Source organism: Phycicoccus sp. Soil803 (assembly GCF_001429685.1).
Classification (GTDB): domain Bacteria; phylum Actinomycetota; class Actinomycetes; order Actinomycetales; family Dermatophilaceae; genus Pedococcus.
In genome coordinates this window covers 3,731,368-3,747,554 of record NZ_LMST01000001.1, presented here as the reverse complement: position 1 = coordinate 3,747,554, position 16,187 = coordinate 3,731,368, and the positions used below count along the sequence as shown (strand labels likewise).

The window sequence follows — 16,187 nt, the reverse complement described above, 5'->3', positions numbered from 1 at the left end:
GTCATGCTTTTTCGTGGTGGGGCGGCCCCAGGGCGAAACCGGCGGTGGAAAATTGCAGAAAGTTCTTGGCTGCAGATTGTCGACAATCGGCTGAAGACATGCTTCCATTGACCAACACGTCCACCAGCTTGAAGGGAACGATCATGAGAGTCGGAACGAAACTTGCCGCAGTCGCCTCGGGGGCGGCCCTGCTCGTGACGATCAGTGCATGTGGAGGGGGCGGCGGGGCAGACGCCAGCGCCGCGGCCGGGGCCGACGGCACGTCCGCAGACTCGTTGCCCCAGGTGCAGCCGGCCGCGGCTGCGGTGAAGCTGTTGCCGGCGGCGTTGAAGGAGCGTGGCACCCTAACGATGGCGGCGGACCTGCACTACCCGCCGACCTCGTTCCTGGACACGGACAACAAGACGCCCATCGGCTACAACGTGGACATTGCCACGCTGCTGGCGAAGTCGCTGGGGATGAAGCTGGAGATCAAGAACGTCTCGTTCGACGGGGTGGTCCCGGGCATCGCGGCGGGGCGCTACGACTTCACCGCGACGAACATGAGCCCGACGCCGGAGCGGCTGAAGGTGCTGGACATGGTCACGTACTGGGCGGCCGGCTCCTCGCTGGTGACATCCAAGGGCAACCCGTTGAAGCTGAGCATCTCGGAGCAGATGACGTTGTGCGGGCACAAGATCGCGGTGGTGACCGGGTCCACGCAGGCGGAGAAGTACCTGCCGCAGATCTCGGGCGACTGCTCCGCGCAGGGCAAGCCGCCCGTGGATACGGTGGTGCTGCCCAACGTGCAGGCGGCGTTGACGCAGCTGGCATCCAAGCGCATCGAGGGCGTCTTCAACGACACTTCCCAACTTGCCTGGGCAGCCAAGCAGCAACCGCAGGCCTTCGAGCTGTCCCCGCAGCAGTACAAGAAGAAGGTCGGCAACAGCATCGTCGCCCTCGGAGTGGCGAAGAACTCCCCGCTCGCGCCGGCGCTGCACGCCGCGATGCAGTCGCTGATGGCCGGGCCGGCGTACAAGGCCACGCTGGACAAGTGGGGCCTCGGTACCGGCGCCATCTCGACGTCTGAGCTGTTGAAGTAACGCCATGACGTCGACCATCAATCTTGCGCCGACGGAGGAGGTGGGTCGGGTGGAGGCAACCGAGAAACGACGGGTACACCGCCGAGGAGTCGTGGAGTACGCCGCCTGGATGGTCTGCGTGCTGGTCGGGGTCGGCGTGGCCTACACGCTGGTCACCAACGAGAACTACCAGTGGGGGGTCGTGGCGCAGTACTTCACCGCGCCCACGGTGCTCAAAGGCCTGGTCCTGACCCTGGTGCTGACCGCGATGACGATGTTCTTCGGCACCATCCTGGGCCTGGTCATCGCGATCCTGCGGGTCTCGAAGGTGCGGCCGGTGATGCTGCTCGCGTCGGGTTACATCACGTTCTTCCGCGGCACACCGGTCCTGGTCCAGCTGATCTTCTGGTTCAACATCGCCGCGCTCTACCCGAACATCCGCATCGGGATCCCGTTCACCGATGTCTCGCGGGCGCTCGACATCAACGCGTTGATGAGCGCCACCACGGCGGCCATCGTCGGCCTGTCGCTGAACGTGGCTGCCTACCTGGCCGAGATCATCCGCGGCGGGTTCGCCTCGGTGGACAAGGGCCAGCTCGAGGCAGCCGACTCCCTGGGGATGAGCGGACGGACGAAACTGTGGCGGATCATCATCCCGCAGTCGATGCCGAGCGTTGTCCCGGCGGTGGGCAACCAGGTAATCGGGATGTTCAAGGAGACCTCGCTGGTCAGCGTCCTGGGCGTGGCCGAGCTCCTCCAGAGCGTCCAGCTGATCTACGCCCGGACCTACCAGACCATCCCGCTACTGATCGTGGCCTGCCTGTGGTACCTGCTCATGACCGTGGCTCTGAGCTACCCGCAGTCGCTGATCGAGAAGAAGTACTCCCGCTCGAGGTCCCGCGTCGCCACGGGGGTCGGGCAGCCGCAGATCCCGTTGGACGCGACCCTGGGCAGTGAGGCGAGGTGACCGGCATGACGAACGACGTGACCGATGACGTGACCGATGACGTGACCACCGGGGTGGGCACCGTGTACGCGCGCAGCCTGCGGAAGAGCTTCGGCGACCGGGTCGTCCTGGACCGGGTCGACCTGGACGTGCGCTGTGGCGAGATCGTCTGCCTGATCGGGCCAAGTGGGTCGGGCAAGTCGACGCTGCTGCGGTGCATCGACGGGTTGGAGGAGATCGACCGCGGGGTGCTGCGGGTCAACGGCGAAGACCTCGGCTTCCGCGAGGAGGATGACGTCTACCAAGCGCTGACCAAGCAGGAGCTCGCCGCCCAACGGACCCGGATCGGGATGGTGTTCCAGCAGTTCAACCTGTTCCCGAACATGACCGCGCGAGAGAACGTGATGTCCGGGCCAGTACTAGTCAAGGGCACCCCGAAACGCGAGGCGCGCCAACGAGCCGAATCGCTGCTGGCGAGCGTCGGGCTCGAGGGGCACGGCGACCACTATCCGTGGCAGATGTCCGGAGGGCAGCAGCAGCGGGTAGCGATCGCCCGCGCGTTGGCGATGGACCCACAGGTGATGCTCTTCGACGAACCGACCAGCGCCCTCGACCCCGAGCGGGTGGGCGAGGTGCTGGCCGTCATGAAGGACCTCGCCGAGCGCGGGATGACCATGATGGTGGCCACCCACGAGATGGGGTTCGCCAAGGAGGTCGCCGACACGGTGATGTTCATGGACGGCGGCTTGGTCGTCGAACAAGGGCCCCCGAAGGACCTGCTCTGCAACCCCCGAGAGGCGCGCACCCAGAAGTTCTTGGAAAAGGTGCTGGTCTAGAAGTCAGGCGAACCGCCTCGCGAGCGGGCTCGCATCGATTGGTCGTGCCCAATTGTCCTACACCTTTGCACTGAGAGGAGAAGCCATGAACACCGTGGGCGACGCATACTGGAACCCGCAGGCACACATGCCCACCGCGCGTAGTCGACGGCTGGTCATCACGCGCGGCGAAGGCATCTGGCTCGAGACGTCGAGCGGGGAGAGGCTCATCGACGCGACGTCGAGTCTCTGGCACGCCAACATCGGGCACGGCCGCGAACGGCTCGCTCGCGCGGCATACGACCAGATGACGAAGCTGGAGACCTATCACACCTTCGGACGGACGGTGAACGAACCCGCCCTTCAGCTGGCGGACTGGCTCGCGGCCGAGGCGCCGATGGCGGGTGCCAAGGTGATGCTCACCAGTGGCGGCTCTGACTCGGTCGACCTGGCCTGCAAGCTGGCGCGGCGGCACTGGCAGCTGGAGGGGAGGCCGGGCAAGAAGCTGATCCTCAGCCGCCACAATGGCTACCACGGCCTGCACGCCTTCGGGACCAGCGTCGCTGGTCTCGGCTACAACCGGGAGGGTTACGGCGCCGACTCCCTGGTGCCCGAGACCGCCCGGATCTCCACGAACGACCTCGCCGAGGTCGGCCGCTCGGTCCTGCAGCTCGGGCCCGAAAACATCGCGGCCATCATCGCCGAGCCGGTCATCGGCACGGGGGGAGTGGTCGGGCCTGCTGAGGGCTATCTCGAAGGGCTCGAGGCATTGTGCCGGCAGCACGACATCCTGTTCATCGCCGATGAGGTGATCACGGGCTTCGGCCGGACGGGGCACATGTTCGCCTCCCAGCGCTGGGGCATCGTGCCGGACATCGTGACGATGGCGAAGGGCATCACTTCGGGCTACGCGCCGCTGGGAGGTGTCCTAGTCGCACCCCGGGTGGCGGACCGCTTCTTCACCGGGCCGGACGCGCCCATCTTCCGCCATGGACTGACCTACTCCGGGCACGCCACGGCGTGTGTCGTCGCCATGGCGAACCTCGAGGTGCTGGCCGAGGAGTCCCTCGTCGAGGAGGCCGGCCGACTGGAGGCTGTGCTGGAGCTGATGGTGAAGCCACTGCGCGACAGCGAGCTGGTCGTCGACGTGCGTGCTGGCGCGGGCTTCATGGCGGGTGTCCAGCTCCGTGAAGAAGTGGACGCCGACCGGATCATCGACGCCTGCCAGGCCTCCGGCGTCCTGATCAGGACCATCCACGACAACACCCTCCAGATCTGTCCGCCATTCATCTGCACCGACGATGACGTGGCCCAGATCGTCGATGCGATCGATGGTGCGCTGACGTCGTACGGCGGGCCACGGTGACCATCGAGAGCGCGCGCACTCCACATGCCGAGCACCGGCCGGACATCCCGGTGCTGGAGGGCGTGCGGACCAGGCATGCCGCGCCCGGACCGGTCGAGCCGCGTCAGGCGAGCAGTGTCGATAACCGCAAGAGCCCACCTCACCTGGATCTGGAGAGATTGTCATGAGCACACCCGCCGCAGCACCGCCCTTGTCCGCTTTGACCGACCGCGAGTGGCGTCTCATCGCCGCCGCCCCCCATCAGCTGCTCGTCGATGGGCGCTGGGTCGACTCCGAGAACGGCGCGACCTTCGACGTGCTCGACCCCGCGACCGGTGAGGTCTTGTGCGCTGTGGCGGATGCGACCCCCGCCGACGGGCGCCGCGCACTGGAGGCCGCGGTGACGGCGCAGTCGTCCTTCGCCCGGACCAGCCCACGAGAGCGGGCCGACATCCTGACCCGGGCCTTCGAGCTGCTGCACGAACGGATCGACGACCTGGCCCTGCTGATGACCCTGGAGATGGGCAAGCCGGTGGCCGAGGCGAAGGCGGAGATCGCCTATGCCGCGGAGTTCCTGCGTCACTTCGCCGGTGAGGCGCTACGGATCGACGGCGGCTACCAGACGGCGCCGGCGGGCGACGCGCGGTTCCTGATCACCCGGCAGCCGGTGGGTCCCTGTCTGCTCATCACGCCGTGGAACTTCCCGATGGCCATGGGAACGCGCAAGCTCGGCCCCGCCATCGCTGCGGGATGCACGAGCGTCATCAAGCCTGCCCCACAGACACCGTTGTCGATGCTCGCCCTGGGGGCCATCCTCGCCGAGGCAGGGCTGCCCGACGGCGTCGTGAACATCGTGCCGTGCACCGGGGCCAACGAGGTCATCGAGCCGCTCATCCGCTCGGGCCTGGCACGCAAGCTGTCGTTCACCGGTTCCACCAAGGTCGGCAAGATCCTGCTCGAGCAGTGCGCCGACAAGGTCCTGCGCACGTCCATGGAGCTCGGCGGCAACGCCCCGTTCATCGTGTTCGAGGATGCGGACCTCGAGGAGGCCGTGGCCGGTGCCATGACAGCCAAGATGCGGAACATGGGGGAGGCCTGCACTGCCGCTAACCGGATCTACGTCCATGAGTCCGTGATCGAGGAGTTTGGTTCCCGGCTCGCTGAGAAGATGGCGGCCCTGAGGGTCGGGCGCGGGACCGACGAGGGGGTCACCGTGGGGCCCCTGATCGACGAGGCGGCTCAGGCGAAGGTCACGGAGCTGGTGGACGACGCGGTGACCCGTGGGGCTACCGTCCTGACCGGTGGCACGGCGTGCGATCGCGTCGGCTACTTCTACACCCCCACCGTTCTCACCGGCGTCTCACCTCAGGCTCGAATGGCGACCGAGGAGATCTTCGGCCCCGTCGCACCGCTGACGCCGTTCAGCACCGAGGCCGAGGTCGTCGCTGCCGCGAACGACACGCCGTACGGGCTGGTCGCCTACGTCTACACCAACGACCTGCGTCGCGCGCTGCGGGTGGGCGAGGCGATGGAGTCCGGCATGGTGGGACTCAACCAAGGTGTCGTCTCCAATCCCGCGGCTCCCTTCGGCGGAGTCAAGGAGTCAGGGCTGGGCCGTGAGGGCGGCAGCATCGGGATCGACGAGTTCCTCGAGCTGAAGTACATCGGTATCGCCATGGGCTAGCGATCGTCGACGACCAGCCGTCCCGGGCCTTGCACGCGAACCTGATGGCCCCAACAAGCGCCCTTGCCCGTTTGCCGAACTGAACAGGTGCGGCGTTTCAGGATCCGGGTTCAGGACAGGGGGGTTCGATGCTGGCCCACGCGGCCGGTACGCGGCGGAAAGCCGCAGGCCACGGGCATGGCCCAACGGTCCGGCTGTGCCCGAAAGGCGCTGGACTGAAGGGCTTCGTGGGCATCTCGAAGCCACCCGCGGACCGTGAATTACGGGCGACGAAGTAGGCATGCGCAGGGTGCTCTGGATGTGTGGCCTGCGCCGCGAGGACGACGAACAGGTTGACGATTCCGGGCTGTGGCACGCGTTGCGCTCGCCCAGGCGCCCCGCGCGATTCACGGGTGGGGCGGCCAGTGCAGCTGCTGGGACTGCACTGGCCGCCCCGACCGGGTCAGGGGCGGATGGGGGTCACCTTGATGTCGACCGCGTTGGCAGTCCCGCCCACCGCGTAGGCAGCGACACCCGTCGCCGAGGTCGGCGGGTAGATGAGGTCGGTGACAGAGACCTGACCGTCCTCGGCCAGCACCTCGACCGAGCTGCGGTCCAGGTATGCCGTGAAGGTCACCTCCCCGTCGCGCACCGTCACGTGCGCCTCCTCGACGCTGGGGAAGAGGGGGTTGAACGCGACGTTGCCGCTGCGGGTCCGGTCGACGACCAGAGTTCCGTCGCGACGGACCCCGATCCTGGTGCCCACGGCGCCATCGGCGCTGCGCCGCAGCACGACGCCGGCCTCGGACGCCGAACCCAGGGCGACCCGGACCTCGACCCGTGCCACCGTCGCGGCGAGCCCGGTCGGCGTCACCCCGGCCACCGAACGCTGCTTGGCCTGCTGCTTGTCACGGTTCACGGTGACCGCATCGATTCCAGGGACCGGTGTCTGGCGGAGGCGTGGTCCCGCCTCGGTCGTGACCAGGGACAGCCTGCGGGGCATCGTCATCTGACCGCGCCACGGGTCGGTGGGCACGTCACCGGCATACTGCCAGTTGTTCATCCAGCTGATGGTGGTGCGCTGGTCGTCGGGCAGCCCGTTGAAGGTCACGCCGGCGTAGTTGTCGCGTCCGAAGTCGACCCAGCTGGCACGATCGGTCCCGCTCTTGGCCGGTGCCGACGCGAGCATGAACTGGTCGGCGAGGATGTGTCCCCACCCGCCGGAGCTGTGGTCGACCACCCTGATCTGCGCGGTCCTGCCCTGCAGGTCATTGAGGTCCCACGCGGCCCAGTCGAGGGCCTCGCTGTCCGATCCCGTGCTGGACCGCACGACCTCGCCGCCGACGACGAGGTTGACGGTCGTCTGGGTGTCGCGCGGGCCGGCAGCCGTGTCGGAGAACCGGATGTCGTCCACCATGAGGTGTCCCCAGTCGCCGCCGCTGTGGTCGTCCCGGACGACGATCCGGGCCTGCTTGCCCACCACTGCCCGGGCGTCGATGTGGCGCCAGTCCATCTCACCGGAGTTGTTGCCGGTCACCGATCCGACGACCTGTCCACCCGAGACGAGCTCGACGACGGTCGGGCCACTCGTCCCGGCCGGGTGTGTGCCGCCTGCGATGAGAAGATTGACGTAGCCCTTGGTCACGGTGAACTCGGGCGACACGAAGGTGCCCACGGCGAGGTCACACTTGTCGGGCACGACGCACGTGTCGAGCACCTTGTCACCCTGGTGGTAGGGCAGGCCCGAGCTGGTCGCGCCGTAGCCGACGAAGTCCCCTGTCGCACTCCAACCGGCGGGCAGGTGCGTCGCGGGGTCGAGGTTCTCGAAGTCGGTGAAGACCTCGCCGCCAGGGTCACCCTGCGTCGCGCCGGCAACTGCCTCGTGGTGGCCGCCGCCGATGAGGAAGTTGAGGTACCTCTGGTTGATCGTGAACTGCGGGGAGGTCAGCTCGCCCTGGGCGCCGTCGAAGTCGATGAAGCTGTTGACCAGGTGCTCGCCCACGTAACCGGTGACGGGCTGCTGGCCCGGCAGGGAACCGGATGCCGGCTCGGACCCGAAGGCGGTCCCGGTCGGGGTCCACCCGGCATACCCGTTCTCGAACCCCTGCAGGAGCGTGCCGGTGGGAGGCTGGTAGCTCGCGGGCCCGTCGGGCGTGAAGGTCGTGCCGTCGAAGTCACCGACGAAGTACTGGGTGCCCGAGCCGCCGGCGATCCCGCCCGGGTTGAGGCTGACGATCATGACCCACTTGACGTTCTCCGGGTCGCCGTCGACCGCCAGGCGGAAGAGGTCCGGGCACTCCCACGCGCCGCCGATGGCGTCGCGAGGGCCGAACTCGGACAGGCGCGTCCACTGCTTGAGGTTGGCGGAGCGCCAGATGAGGACCTTGTGCTCGTTGGCGATCACCGACACCATCCGCCACTCCTGGGCGGGCTCGTACCAGAAGACCTTGGGGTCGCGGAACTCGCGCGATCCGATGTCGATGACCGGGTTGCCCGAGTACTTGGTCCACGTCTGACCGTCGTCGGTCGAGTACGCCAGCGACTGTGCCTGAATGCCATCGCGGCCGCTGGCGGCCGTGTAGGCGCTGGTGTACATCGCCACGAGTGGGGGGTTCGTCACCGTGCCGAAGCCGGAGCTGTTGGTCTTGTCGATGACGACCGAGCCGGAGAACACTCCCTCGTTGGCGTCGAACGGGATGGCGACCGGTTGCTCCTCCCAGTGGACGAGGTCGGTGCTCGTCGCGTGGCCCCAGGACATGTTGCCCCAGCCGTTGCCGAGCGGGTTGTGCTGGAAGAAGAGGTGGTAGACACCCTTGGAGAAGACGAGCCCATTGGGGTCGTTGATCCAGTTCTTCGCGGGGCTGAAGTGGTAGGCGGGTCGGTGTTGCGGTGTGTCCGCCGCCGCGGGCGCCACCCCGAGCGCGGCAAGGACCGCGAGGACCAGCAAGACGACGGCGAGCGGCCGGCGCAAAGGTGAACGAGTGCTGACAGACATGGACGAACCTCCGGTATGACAACGTTGTCATGGGGGAGTTTGAAGGGGACCGTCCGGTAGGTCAAGAATTGGGCGCCGCATCGTGGGACGGTCGCGAGGCCGCACGGGTGGAGCCATCCGTGCGGGGTCGAGTGCCCTACCGGGTGAAGGGCAGTCCGCAGTGTTCCGAGTGGGTGCCCCCTCTGGGCGGAGTGCCGCATGCCAGGAGCGTTTTCGTCGGCCCGCGTCGTGTCCGGCTGGCAGCGTGATGGTGCTGACGGACATGGCGACGATTTCGAACGCTGGGCCAGGCCAAGGGCTAGGCCCCATCGGCCAAGCGGGCGATGCCCGCGATGAGGATGTCCAGGGCGAGATCGAAGGCCCGATCAGATCGTTGCCGTCCGGAGCCGGCCTGCTGGATCGCCGCGATCAACGCGGGGCTGCGGGCCTGGTCCACCGCCCAGACCTCATCGGGCGCTGCGAGGTCGAGGGCAGCGCCGAAGACAACGCTGTCACACATCGTGATCACGTCCAGCAGCTGCCCGTCCGGCACGTCCGCGGCCCTCAGGGTCTCGGCGAGCTCGTCGTACATGCCCATGACTTCCGGAGACGACACGGTGTACGCGGTCACCAGCGGAATGAGGCGCTGGTGCCGGGCGAAACACTCGCGGTACCGGCGGAGCATCGCGCGCACCGTCTGCTCCCACGGGCCAGAGTCGCCGGCCGCGAGGCCGCCCTCGCGGGACACGCCGCCCTCGCGGAACACCAAGGAGCGCATCGCCTCGACGATCTCGCCCTTGCTGGAGACGTGGTTGTAGAGCGACGAGGGTCGCACTCTGAGGGCGTCGGCGACCTGGGCGATGGTGAACTCGCCCGTGCCATCGACCAGACGGAGCGCTGCCATCGCGATGGCGTCCTTGGACAACAACGGCGTACGGGGCCTACCCACGGTTTCCTCTCTAGCCAGACAGATTCTCGACGGATCCCTTGACATGTGAGACAGGTCGCCATCACTCTAAACGAACATCATTCGTTTACAGCATCGAGGTCGCCATGTCTGCACTCCCTGCCAGCTCCACCTCCTCGGTCTCGGCACCATCTTCGCCCAGGTCGGGCTCGACGGAGCTCCGCCCGGACTCCATCGGCACCGTCGGCGTGATGGCGACCGTCATCTCTGCGGCCGCCCCCCTCACGGTCATGGCCGGCGTCGCCCCGGTGGCACTGGCCATCGGCGGCGTCGGCGTGCCCGGTGCCTATCTGCTGGCCGGTGCGGTGCTGGCGATCTTCGCGATCGGGTTCACCGCGATGGCGGCAGAGATCAGACGAACCGGCGGCTTCTTCGTCTACATCGGGCACGCGTTCGGCGGCACTGCCGGTTTCGCCGCCGCGGTGCTGGCCATCGTGTCCTACAACTTCCTCCAGATCGGGGTCTACGGTCTCCTCGGGATCCAGACTCGCGCGGCGCTCGACGACCTCTTCGGCGTGACCGCTCCGTGGTGGGTGATCTCGGCGATCGCTGTGGTGGCCGTGTTCATCCTCGGAGCGCTCGGGATCGATGTCGGCGCAAGGGTGCTCGTGGTGCTGATCACCCTGGAGTCGGCGATCCTGGCGATCATGGGCATCGCCATCGTCGTTCAGGGTGGCGCGAACGGGCTCGGGGTCGCCTCGTTCGACCCCCACAACATCTTCACCAGCGGGGTGCTCGCGGTCCTCGGGATCTGCTTCGCCGCGTTCATGGGGTTCGAGTCGACGGCGTTGTACCGTGCGGAGGCGCGTGATCCCGCCCGCACGATCCCGCGGGCGACGTACGCCGCGGTCGGGTTCATGGCGCTGTTCTACTGCTTCATCGCCTGGACGGTGGTGCAGGCGATCGGACAGGCCGACGTCCAGGCCCGGGCCGGCGAGCAGGGGCCGGCGCTGTTCTTCGCCACCATCCATCAGTACGTCGGCGGCTGGGCCGAGCACGCGATGTACGCCCTCATCGTGACCAGCGTCTACGCCTCGCAGCTCGCCTTCCACAACGCGATCAACCGCTACACCTTCGGGATGGCGCAGAGCGGTGCGCTGCCGCGCGTGTTCGCCCGCACCAACCGTGCTGGAAGCCCGGCGTTCGCGGGTGCGGTGCAGAGCCTGCTGGCGCTCACCGTTGTGCTCGTCTTCGGGCTGGCGGGACTCGACCCGTTCCAGGACCTGCTCATCAAGGTCAACACTCCCGGCGTCATCGGCATCATCGTGTTGCAGGCGCTCGCGGCAGCCGCGGCGGTCGCGTTCTTCCTGCGCCGTCGGGACATGCCGCGACGGATGTTCCTCATCTCCAGCTCGGTGGTCGCGGTTGGGCTGATGGCGTGGGTCATCTACATGGTGGTCAAGCACCTCGACGTGCTCACCGGCGCGCCCAAGGCGACCAACGACGTGCTGCTCGCGGTTGTCCCAGCCGTGCTCCTGCTCGGTGTCGTCGGCGGCCTCGTGCTGCGAAGCATCCGACCCGACACGATCGCTCTGCTCGCCCGCGACGACGCCGGCGTGGAGCTGCCGGAATGATCGACCTCATCGTCACCGCCGACCGGATCAGAACCATGGCCGGCGCAGAACTGGGCGTGACCGCTGTGGCGATCCGCGACGGCCGGATCGCCGCCCTCGGCAGTCGTGAGGACGTCACCGCGTGGCGGGGAGCGGCGACCCGGGTCGTCGACCTGGGCGGGGCGACGGTCACGCCCGGTCTCATCGACGCGCACGTCCACCCGGTGCTGGGAGCCAAGCTCACGCGCGGCGTCGCGTTGCTCGGCCTCGACCTCGACGGCGTCTGCCGCGCGCTGACCGACCATGCCGCCACCCTCGAGCCCGGCACCTGGGTGCTCGGTTGGGGCCTGGACCCGAACGTGGTGCACGGAAGGAGGCTGACCGCAGCGGACATCGACGACGTGGTCGGCAGACGGCCGGCGCTGATCAGGCTCTTCGACGGCCACTCGGCGCTCGCCTCCACCGAGGCGCTGCGGGTCGCCGGCGTCGACGGCCCGCGCGCCTTCGACCAGCGGTCGGAGGTCGTGTGCGACGCCCACGGGCGGCCGACCGGGCTGCTGCTCGAGGCGGCCGCGATCGCCCTGGTGGACACCGCGGCGCCCGAGGCATCCGTCGAGGAGATCGCCGCACGCGCCCACGAGGCGCTGTCGGGAATGGCTGCGCTCGGGATCACCGCGGCCCACGCGCTCGAGCACGCGCCCGAGGCGCCTGCGGTCTACGGGCTGATCGAGGCCGAGGGCGAGCTGCCGGTCCGGTTGCGATGCTCCCCTTGGGTGCAGCCAGGCACGCACGAAGCGGACTGGGCGAGGGTCGCGCAACTGCAAGGCACGGGCGGTCGTCGCTGGTACGTGCGCGGCGCGAAGCTGTTCATCGACGGCACCGTGGACAACGGCACGGCGTGGCTCGCCGAGCCCGACACGCTGGGCGAGTCGACGTCGCCGTACTGGCCCGATCCGGCGGAATTCTCCCGCGCCATCGGCTGGTTCGACGCCCACGACGTGCCGACCACCACGCACGCGATCGGTGACCAGGGCGTCCGGCATGCGCTCCAGGCGGTGGCTCGAGCCGGTGGCCGGGTGCGGCACCGGATCGAGCACGTCGAGACCATCCCGGACGACCTGGTCGAGGTGTTCGCGAGGCTGCCGATCACCGCCAGCATGCAGCCCACGCACTGCACGGAGTACACCGCACCAGATCACAGCGACAACTGGTCGACGCGGCTGGGCCCGGCGCGGACCAGCCGCGGCTGGCGGATCCGCGACCTGCGAGACGCGGGCGTGCGCGTCGCGCTCGGCTCGGACTGGCCGATCGCGGACTTCGACCCTCGAGGCATCCTGGCCGCCGCGCAGCTGCGCCGGCGCGGCGGCGCCCCGGACCGTACGCCGATCGGGCCGGAGCAGGCGATCACTGCCCGGATGGCGCTCGAGGGCTACACCGTGCACGCGGCGTGGTCGGTCGGCGAGGACGACGTCGCGGGCACCCTCGAGGTCGGCAAGCGCGCGGACCTGACCGCGTTCGCGGTGGATCCCCTGGTTGCGCCGCCGGACGAGCTGGTCGACGCTCCGATCATCCTGACGGTGGCGGACGGTGCGATCACCCACGAGGCGTTGGTCGGTGCTGCATGGACCTGACCGCATCACCCAGAAGCAAGCCAGGAACGAGCGGGCGGGGGCAGTGAGATGACGACCGGGATGGACTTCGACGCCGTCACCCTTCCCGCGCCACGCGTCGACGAGGCGTGGGCTCGAAGGGTCGTCCGGGAATCGTTCGGTATCGACGCCGTTGCGCACCAGCTGGGTAGCAACCAGGACGCCAACTTCCTCATCCGGACTCCCGACGGCCGACCAGTGGCGGTGCTCAAGGTGTCGAATCCCGCCTTCGGCGCAGCCGAGGTCACAGTCCAGGACGATGCTGCCGACCGAATAGCCGCTTCGTGTCCGGAGCTGAGGGTCGCCCAGGTGCTGCGGGGTGATGACGGAGTCGCCCAGCGAATCACGGTCGCCACTCCGGACGGCCCAGCGGTAGCGCGGCTGATCCGGTTCCTGGACGGCGGCACGCTCTTCGACAGGGGCTACCTGGATCCGCGAAGCGTGGCCCGGCTGGGCGAGGTCGCAGCCAAGGTCGACCTGGCGCTGGCTGACATCACCGATGGCAACGGACTCGACCGGGTCCTGCAGTGGGACCTGCAATACGCAGTCAGGACGGTGGCCACGCTCGGCTCGTCGCTACCCGCAGCTCGGCGTGCCGAGATCGCAACAGCTGCGGCCAGGGCCTGGCACCTGCTCGCACCCCTCGTCCCCGACCTCCCTGTGCAGGTCGTGCACCTCGACCTCACCGACGACAACACCGTGCTCGGCGCAGACGGTCTCGTCGACGGGGTGATCGACTTCAGCGATCTGACCAGGACCTGGACGGTCTGCGAGCTCGCGATCGCGATCTCTTCGATCCTGCACCACCCCGGCGCGGAGCCGGCCAGCGTTCTACCTGCGGTGCGGGCGTACCACTCCCTGCGTCCGCTGTCCGAGGCCGAGGTCATGGCGATCTGGCCACTCGTGGTTCTGCGTGCCGGGGTCCTGGTGGCCAGCGGCTGCCACCAGGTGGCAGTCGACGGTGACAACGCCTATGCGGAGACGCGCCTGATCAGGGAGTGGCGCATCGCGGAACAGGCGCTCTCGGTCCCGCCCGAGGTGATGACCGCCATGATCGGCGACGCCCTGGGCCTGGGCGCAATCCGTGGCGCTGCAGCGGCGCCCGTGCCGGACGGAGTGCTGCTAGCCCTCCCGGACGCGGCGGTGCTAGACCTGTCCCCGCAGTCGTCGTGGCTGGACGGCGGGGCGTGGGAGAACGCCGAGATTCCGGAGGTGCTTGCCGCGGATCTCTTGGCGGCTGGGCATCGCGCCGTGGTGACGAGGTTCGGCGAGGCACGCCTTGCCGGCAGTGGCGTGCTCGTGCACGCGCAGCCTGCGACTGTCGCGACCGGGATAGACCTCTGGACGGCCGGATCCGAGGAGCTCAGGGCACCGTGGGACTGCGAGGTGTCCTCCGACGAGTCTGGCATCGTGCTGCTCGCCGACGGCTTCGAGCTGGTGGCGCACGGTGTCGTCGCTTCTGCAACGGGAGCCGTGGGCGCAGGCACGGTGGTCGCCACGACGGTGCCGAGCGGTCGAACCCGGATCACGGCGGGCCTCCGGGCCGGAGGGGTACCCGAGGGGGTAGCCGCGCAGTACGCACGGGGATGGCTGGCGACGCTGGCCGACCCCGCTCCTCTGCTCGGGCTGCCCATGACGGACGCAGGTGACGTCGGCAGCGCAGCGGAGTCCGTGCTCCAACAACGCGAACGTGCCCTGGCCGAAGTCCAGGAGCACTACTACCGCGAGCCGCCCCGGATCGAACGCGGCTGGCGCCACTTCCTCATCACCGAAGAGGGTCGCCCGCTGCTGGACATGATCAACAACATCGCGGTGGTCGGCCACTCTCACCCGCGTCTCGCGAGAACTGCCGAACGCCAGCTACGGCTGTTGAACACGAACTCCCGATTCAACTACGAGGCGATCGCCGAGTTCAGCGCCCGGCTCGCCGACCTCGCGCCTGATCCGCTGGACACCGTCTTCCTGGTGAACTCCGGCTCGGAGGCGACCGACCTGGCCATCCGGCTCGCGCTCGTGGCCACCGGCCGGTCCGACATGGTCGCGATGAGCGAGGCATACCACGGCTGGACCTACGCGTCGGACGCGGTCTCCACGTCTGTCGCCGACAACCCCAATGCCCTGCACACCCGACCCAGCTGGGTGCACACCGTCCCGGCGCCGAACCCGTACCGGGGTCAGCACCGCGGGGCCGACGCCACCCGGTACGGACCCGAAGCGGCCGCCGCCATCGACGAGCTCGCCGCATCCGGACAAGCGCCGGCCGGCTTCATCGGCGAGGCCTACTACGGCAACGCCGGCGGAATGCCCTTGCCCGAGGGATACCTCGCCGCCGTGTACTCCGCGGTACGCCGCCACGGCGGCCTGACGATCGCCGACGAGATCCAGGTCGGCTACGGCCGGCTCGGTCACTGGTTCTGGGGATTCGAGCAGCAAGGCGTCGTTCCCGACATCATCGCCGTGGCGAAGGCAGTGGGAAACGGCGTCCCGGTGGCAGCCGTCATCACCAGCCGCGCTGTGGCCGACAAGTACCGCGACGCTGGCTACTTCTTCTCCTCCACCGGCGGCAGCCCGCTGTCCTCACGCATCGGTCTGTGCGTGCTCGACATCATCCGTGACGAGGACCTGCAGGGAAACGCTCGAACGGTGGGCGGCCATCTCAAGGCCCGTCTCGAAGCGCTGGGGCAACGGCACGACATCATCGGAGCCGTGCACGGATACGGCCTCTACCTGGGCGTGGAACTGGTGCGCGACCGGACGACGCTCGAACCGGCGTCGAGTGAGACAGCGGCCATCTGCGACCGGATGCTCGACCTCGGTGTGGTGATTCAGCCGACGAGTGACCGGATGAACGTGCTCAAGGTGAAGCCGCCACTGTGCTTGGACCAGGCCGCTGCCGACTTCTTTGTCGACACCCTCGACCGGGTGCTGTCGGAGGGCTGGTGACCGAGCGCGCGACTCACGCCGAGTGTGGCACCTCCGGTGCATCGCTCGCAGGCGTTCAAACTTTCGACGACGAGCGGTAAGCGGTCAGGCTTGGCCAACGACGTCAGGTACGGCCCGGCGTCCAGCGTGTGGACCACAGATCACGGGGCCTGCGCGGTCACCGACCACGGTCGCGCCCGTATCTCCGGGGGGCGCCACGTGAGCCCTGTGCGCGGCATACCTGGTCTCGGGGTCCGGACGCCGACCGGTCGGTATGCCGGCGGGCTGGCAC

General features: G+C 68.5%; 10 protein-coding genes. 8 read left to right on the top strand and 2 right to left on the bottom strand.

Annotated elements, in window-relative coordinates; all coding sequences use genetic code 11:
* Positions 1 to 98 precede the first annotated feature (98 nt).
* The 5 genes from ASG95_RS17415 (at position 99) to ASG95_RS17395 (ending at position 5,851) form a co-directional block, all read left to right on the top strand.
* Entirely contained in the window at positions 99 to 1,082 is a 984-nt protein-coding gene (locus ASG95_RS17415; protein WP_235543991.1) for an ABC transporter substrate-binding protein, read from the top strand.
* A gap of 4 nt (positions 1,083 to 1,086) precedes the next feature.
* Positions 1,087 to 2,028: an amino acid ABC transporter permease gene (locus ASG95_RS17410; protein WP_057378253.1), complete on the top strand. Its 942-nt coding sequence runs from the start codon at positions 1,087 to 1,089 to the stop codon at positions 2,026 to 2,028.
* A 5-nt stretch (positions 2,029 to 2,033) separates the two neighbouring features.
* The gene (locus tag ASG95_RS17405) at positions 2,034 to 2,843 is read left to right on the top strand and encodes an amino acid ABC transporter ATP-binding protein (protein WP_057378974.1); all 810 of its coding nucleotides are present in this window, start codon (positions 2,034 to 2,036) and stop codon (positions 2,841 to 2,843) included.
* A gap of 85 nt (positions 2,844 to 2,928) precedes the next feature.
* Complete coding sequence (locus tag ASG95_RS17400; protein WP_057378252.1) at positions 2,929 to 4,188, top strand: aspartate aminotransferase family protein; 1,260 nt, start codon at positions 2,929 to 2,931, stop codon at positions 4,186 to 4,188.
* A 163-nt stretch (positions 4,189 to 4,351) separates the two neighbouring features.
* Entirely contained in the window at positions 4,352 to 5,851 is a 1,500-nt protein-coding gene (locus ASG95_RS17395) for an NAD-dependent succinate-semialdehyde dehydrogenase (protein WP_162259416.1), read from the top strand.
* A gap of 442 nt (positions 5,852 to 6,293) precedes the next feature.
* On the opposite strand, the gene ASG95_RS17390 is transcribed toward ASG95_RS17395, so the two are convergent.
* Both ASG95_RS17390 and ASG95_RS17385 read right to left on the bottom strand, forming a co-directional pair.
* The gene (locus ASG95_RS17390) at positions 6,294 to 8,825 is read right to left on the bottom strand and encodes a glycoside hydrolase family 32 protein (protein ID WP_082592785.1); all 2,532 of its coding nucleotides are present in this window, start codon (positions 8,823 to 8,825) and stop codon (positions 6,294 to 6,296) included.
* 298 nt (positions 8,826 to 9,123) lie between these two features.
* Positions 9,124 to 9,753, bottom strand: coding sequence for a TetR/AcrR family transcriptional regulator (locus ASG95_RS17385; protein ID WP_162259415.1), 630 nt, complete (start codon positions 9,751 to 9,753; stop codon positions 9,124 to 9,126).
* Positions 9,754 to 9,857: 104 nt separating this feature from the next.
* Here ASG95_RS17385 and ASG95_RS17380 point away from each other — a divergent pair, with 104 nt between their 5' ends.
* From ASG95_RS17380 to ASG95_RS17370, 3 genes are read left to right on the top strand one after another with little or no spacing between them, the layout of a single operon-like run.
* Entirely contained in the window at positions 9,858 to 11,345 is a 1,488-nt protein-coding gene (locus ASG95_RS17380) for an APC family permease (RefSeq protein WP_057378249.1), read from the top strand.
* The gene (locus ASG95_RS17375) at positions 11,342 to 12,955 is read left to right on the top strand and encodes an amidohydrolase (protein WP_057378248.1); all 1,614 of its coding nucleotides are present in this window, start codon (positions 11,342 to 11,344) and stop codon (positions 12,953 to 12,955) included. Before ASG95_RS17380 ends, ASG95_RS17375 begins: the two co-directional genes overlap by 4 nt.
* Positions 12,956 to 13,003: 48 nt before the next feature.
* Positions 13,004 to 15,916, top strand: a complete 2,913-nt coding sequence (locus tag ASG95_RS17370) for an aminotransferase (protein ID WP_057378247.1) — start codon at positions 13,004 to 13,006, stop codon at positions 15,914 to 15,916.
* Positions 15,917 to 16,187 lie beyond the last annotated feature (271 nt).

Excerpts from the sequence above, each read along its gene's own strand:
- ASG95_RS17415 (WP_235543991.1), top strand. The coding sequence starts at position 99 with ATGCTTCCATTGACCAACACGTCCACCAGCTTGAAGGGAACGATCATG.
- ASG95_RS17410 (WP_057378253.1), top strand. The coding sequence starts at position 1,087 with ATGACGTCGACCATCAATCTTGCGCCGACGGAGGAGGTGGGTCGGGTG.
- ASG95_RS17405 (WP_057378974.1), top strand. The coding sequence starts at position 2,034 with ATGACGAACGACGTGACCGATGACGTGACCGATGACGTGACCACCGGG.
- ASG95_RS17400 (WP_057378252.1), top strand. The coding sequence starts at position 2,929 with ATGAACACCGTGGGCGACGCATACTGGAACCCGCAGGCACACATGCCC.
- ASG95_RS17395 (WP_162259416.1), top strand. The coding sequence starts at position 4,352 with ATGAGCACACCCGCCGCAGCACCGCCCTTGTCCGCTTTGACCGACCGC.
- ASG95_RS17390 (WP_082592785.1), bottom strand. The coding sequence starts at position 8,825 with ATGTCTGTCAGCACTCGTTCACCTTTGCGCCGGCCGCTCGCCGTCGTC.
- ASG95_RS17380 (WP_057378249.1), top strand. The coding sequence starts at position 9,858 with ATGTCTGCACTCCCTGCCAGCTCCACCTCCTCGGTCTCGGCACCATCT.
- ASG95_RS17375 (WP_057378248.1), top strand. The coding sequence starts at position 11,342 with ATGATCGACCTCATCGTCACCGCCGACCGGATCAGAACCATGGCCGGC.
- ASG95_RS17370 (WP_057378247.1), top strand. The coding sequence starts at position 13,004 with ATGACGACCGGGATGGACTTCGACGCCGTCACCCTTCCCGCGCCACGC.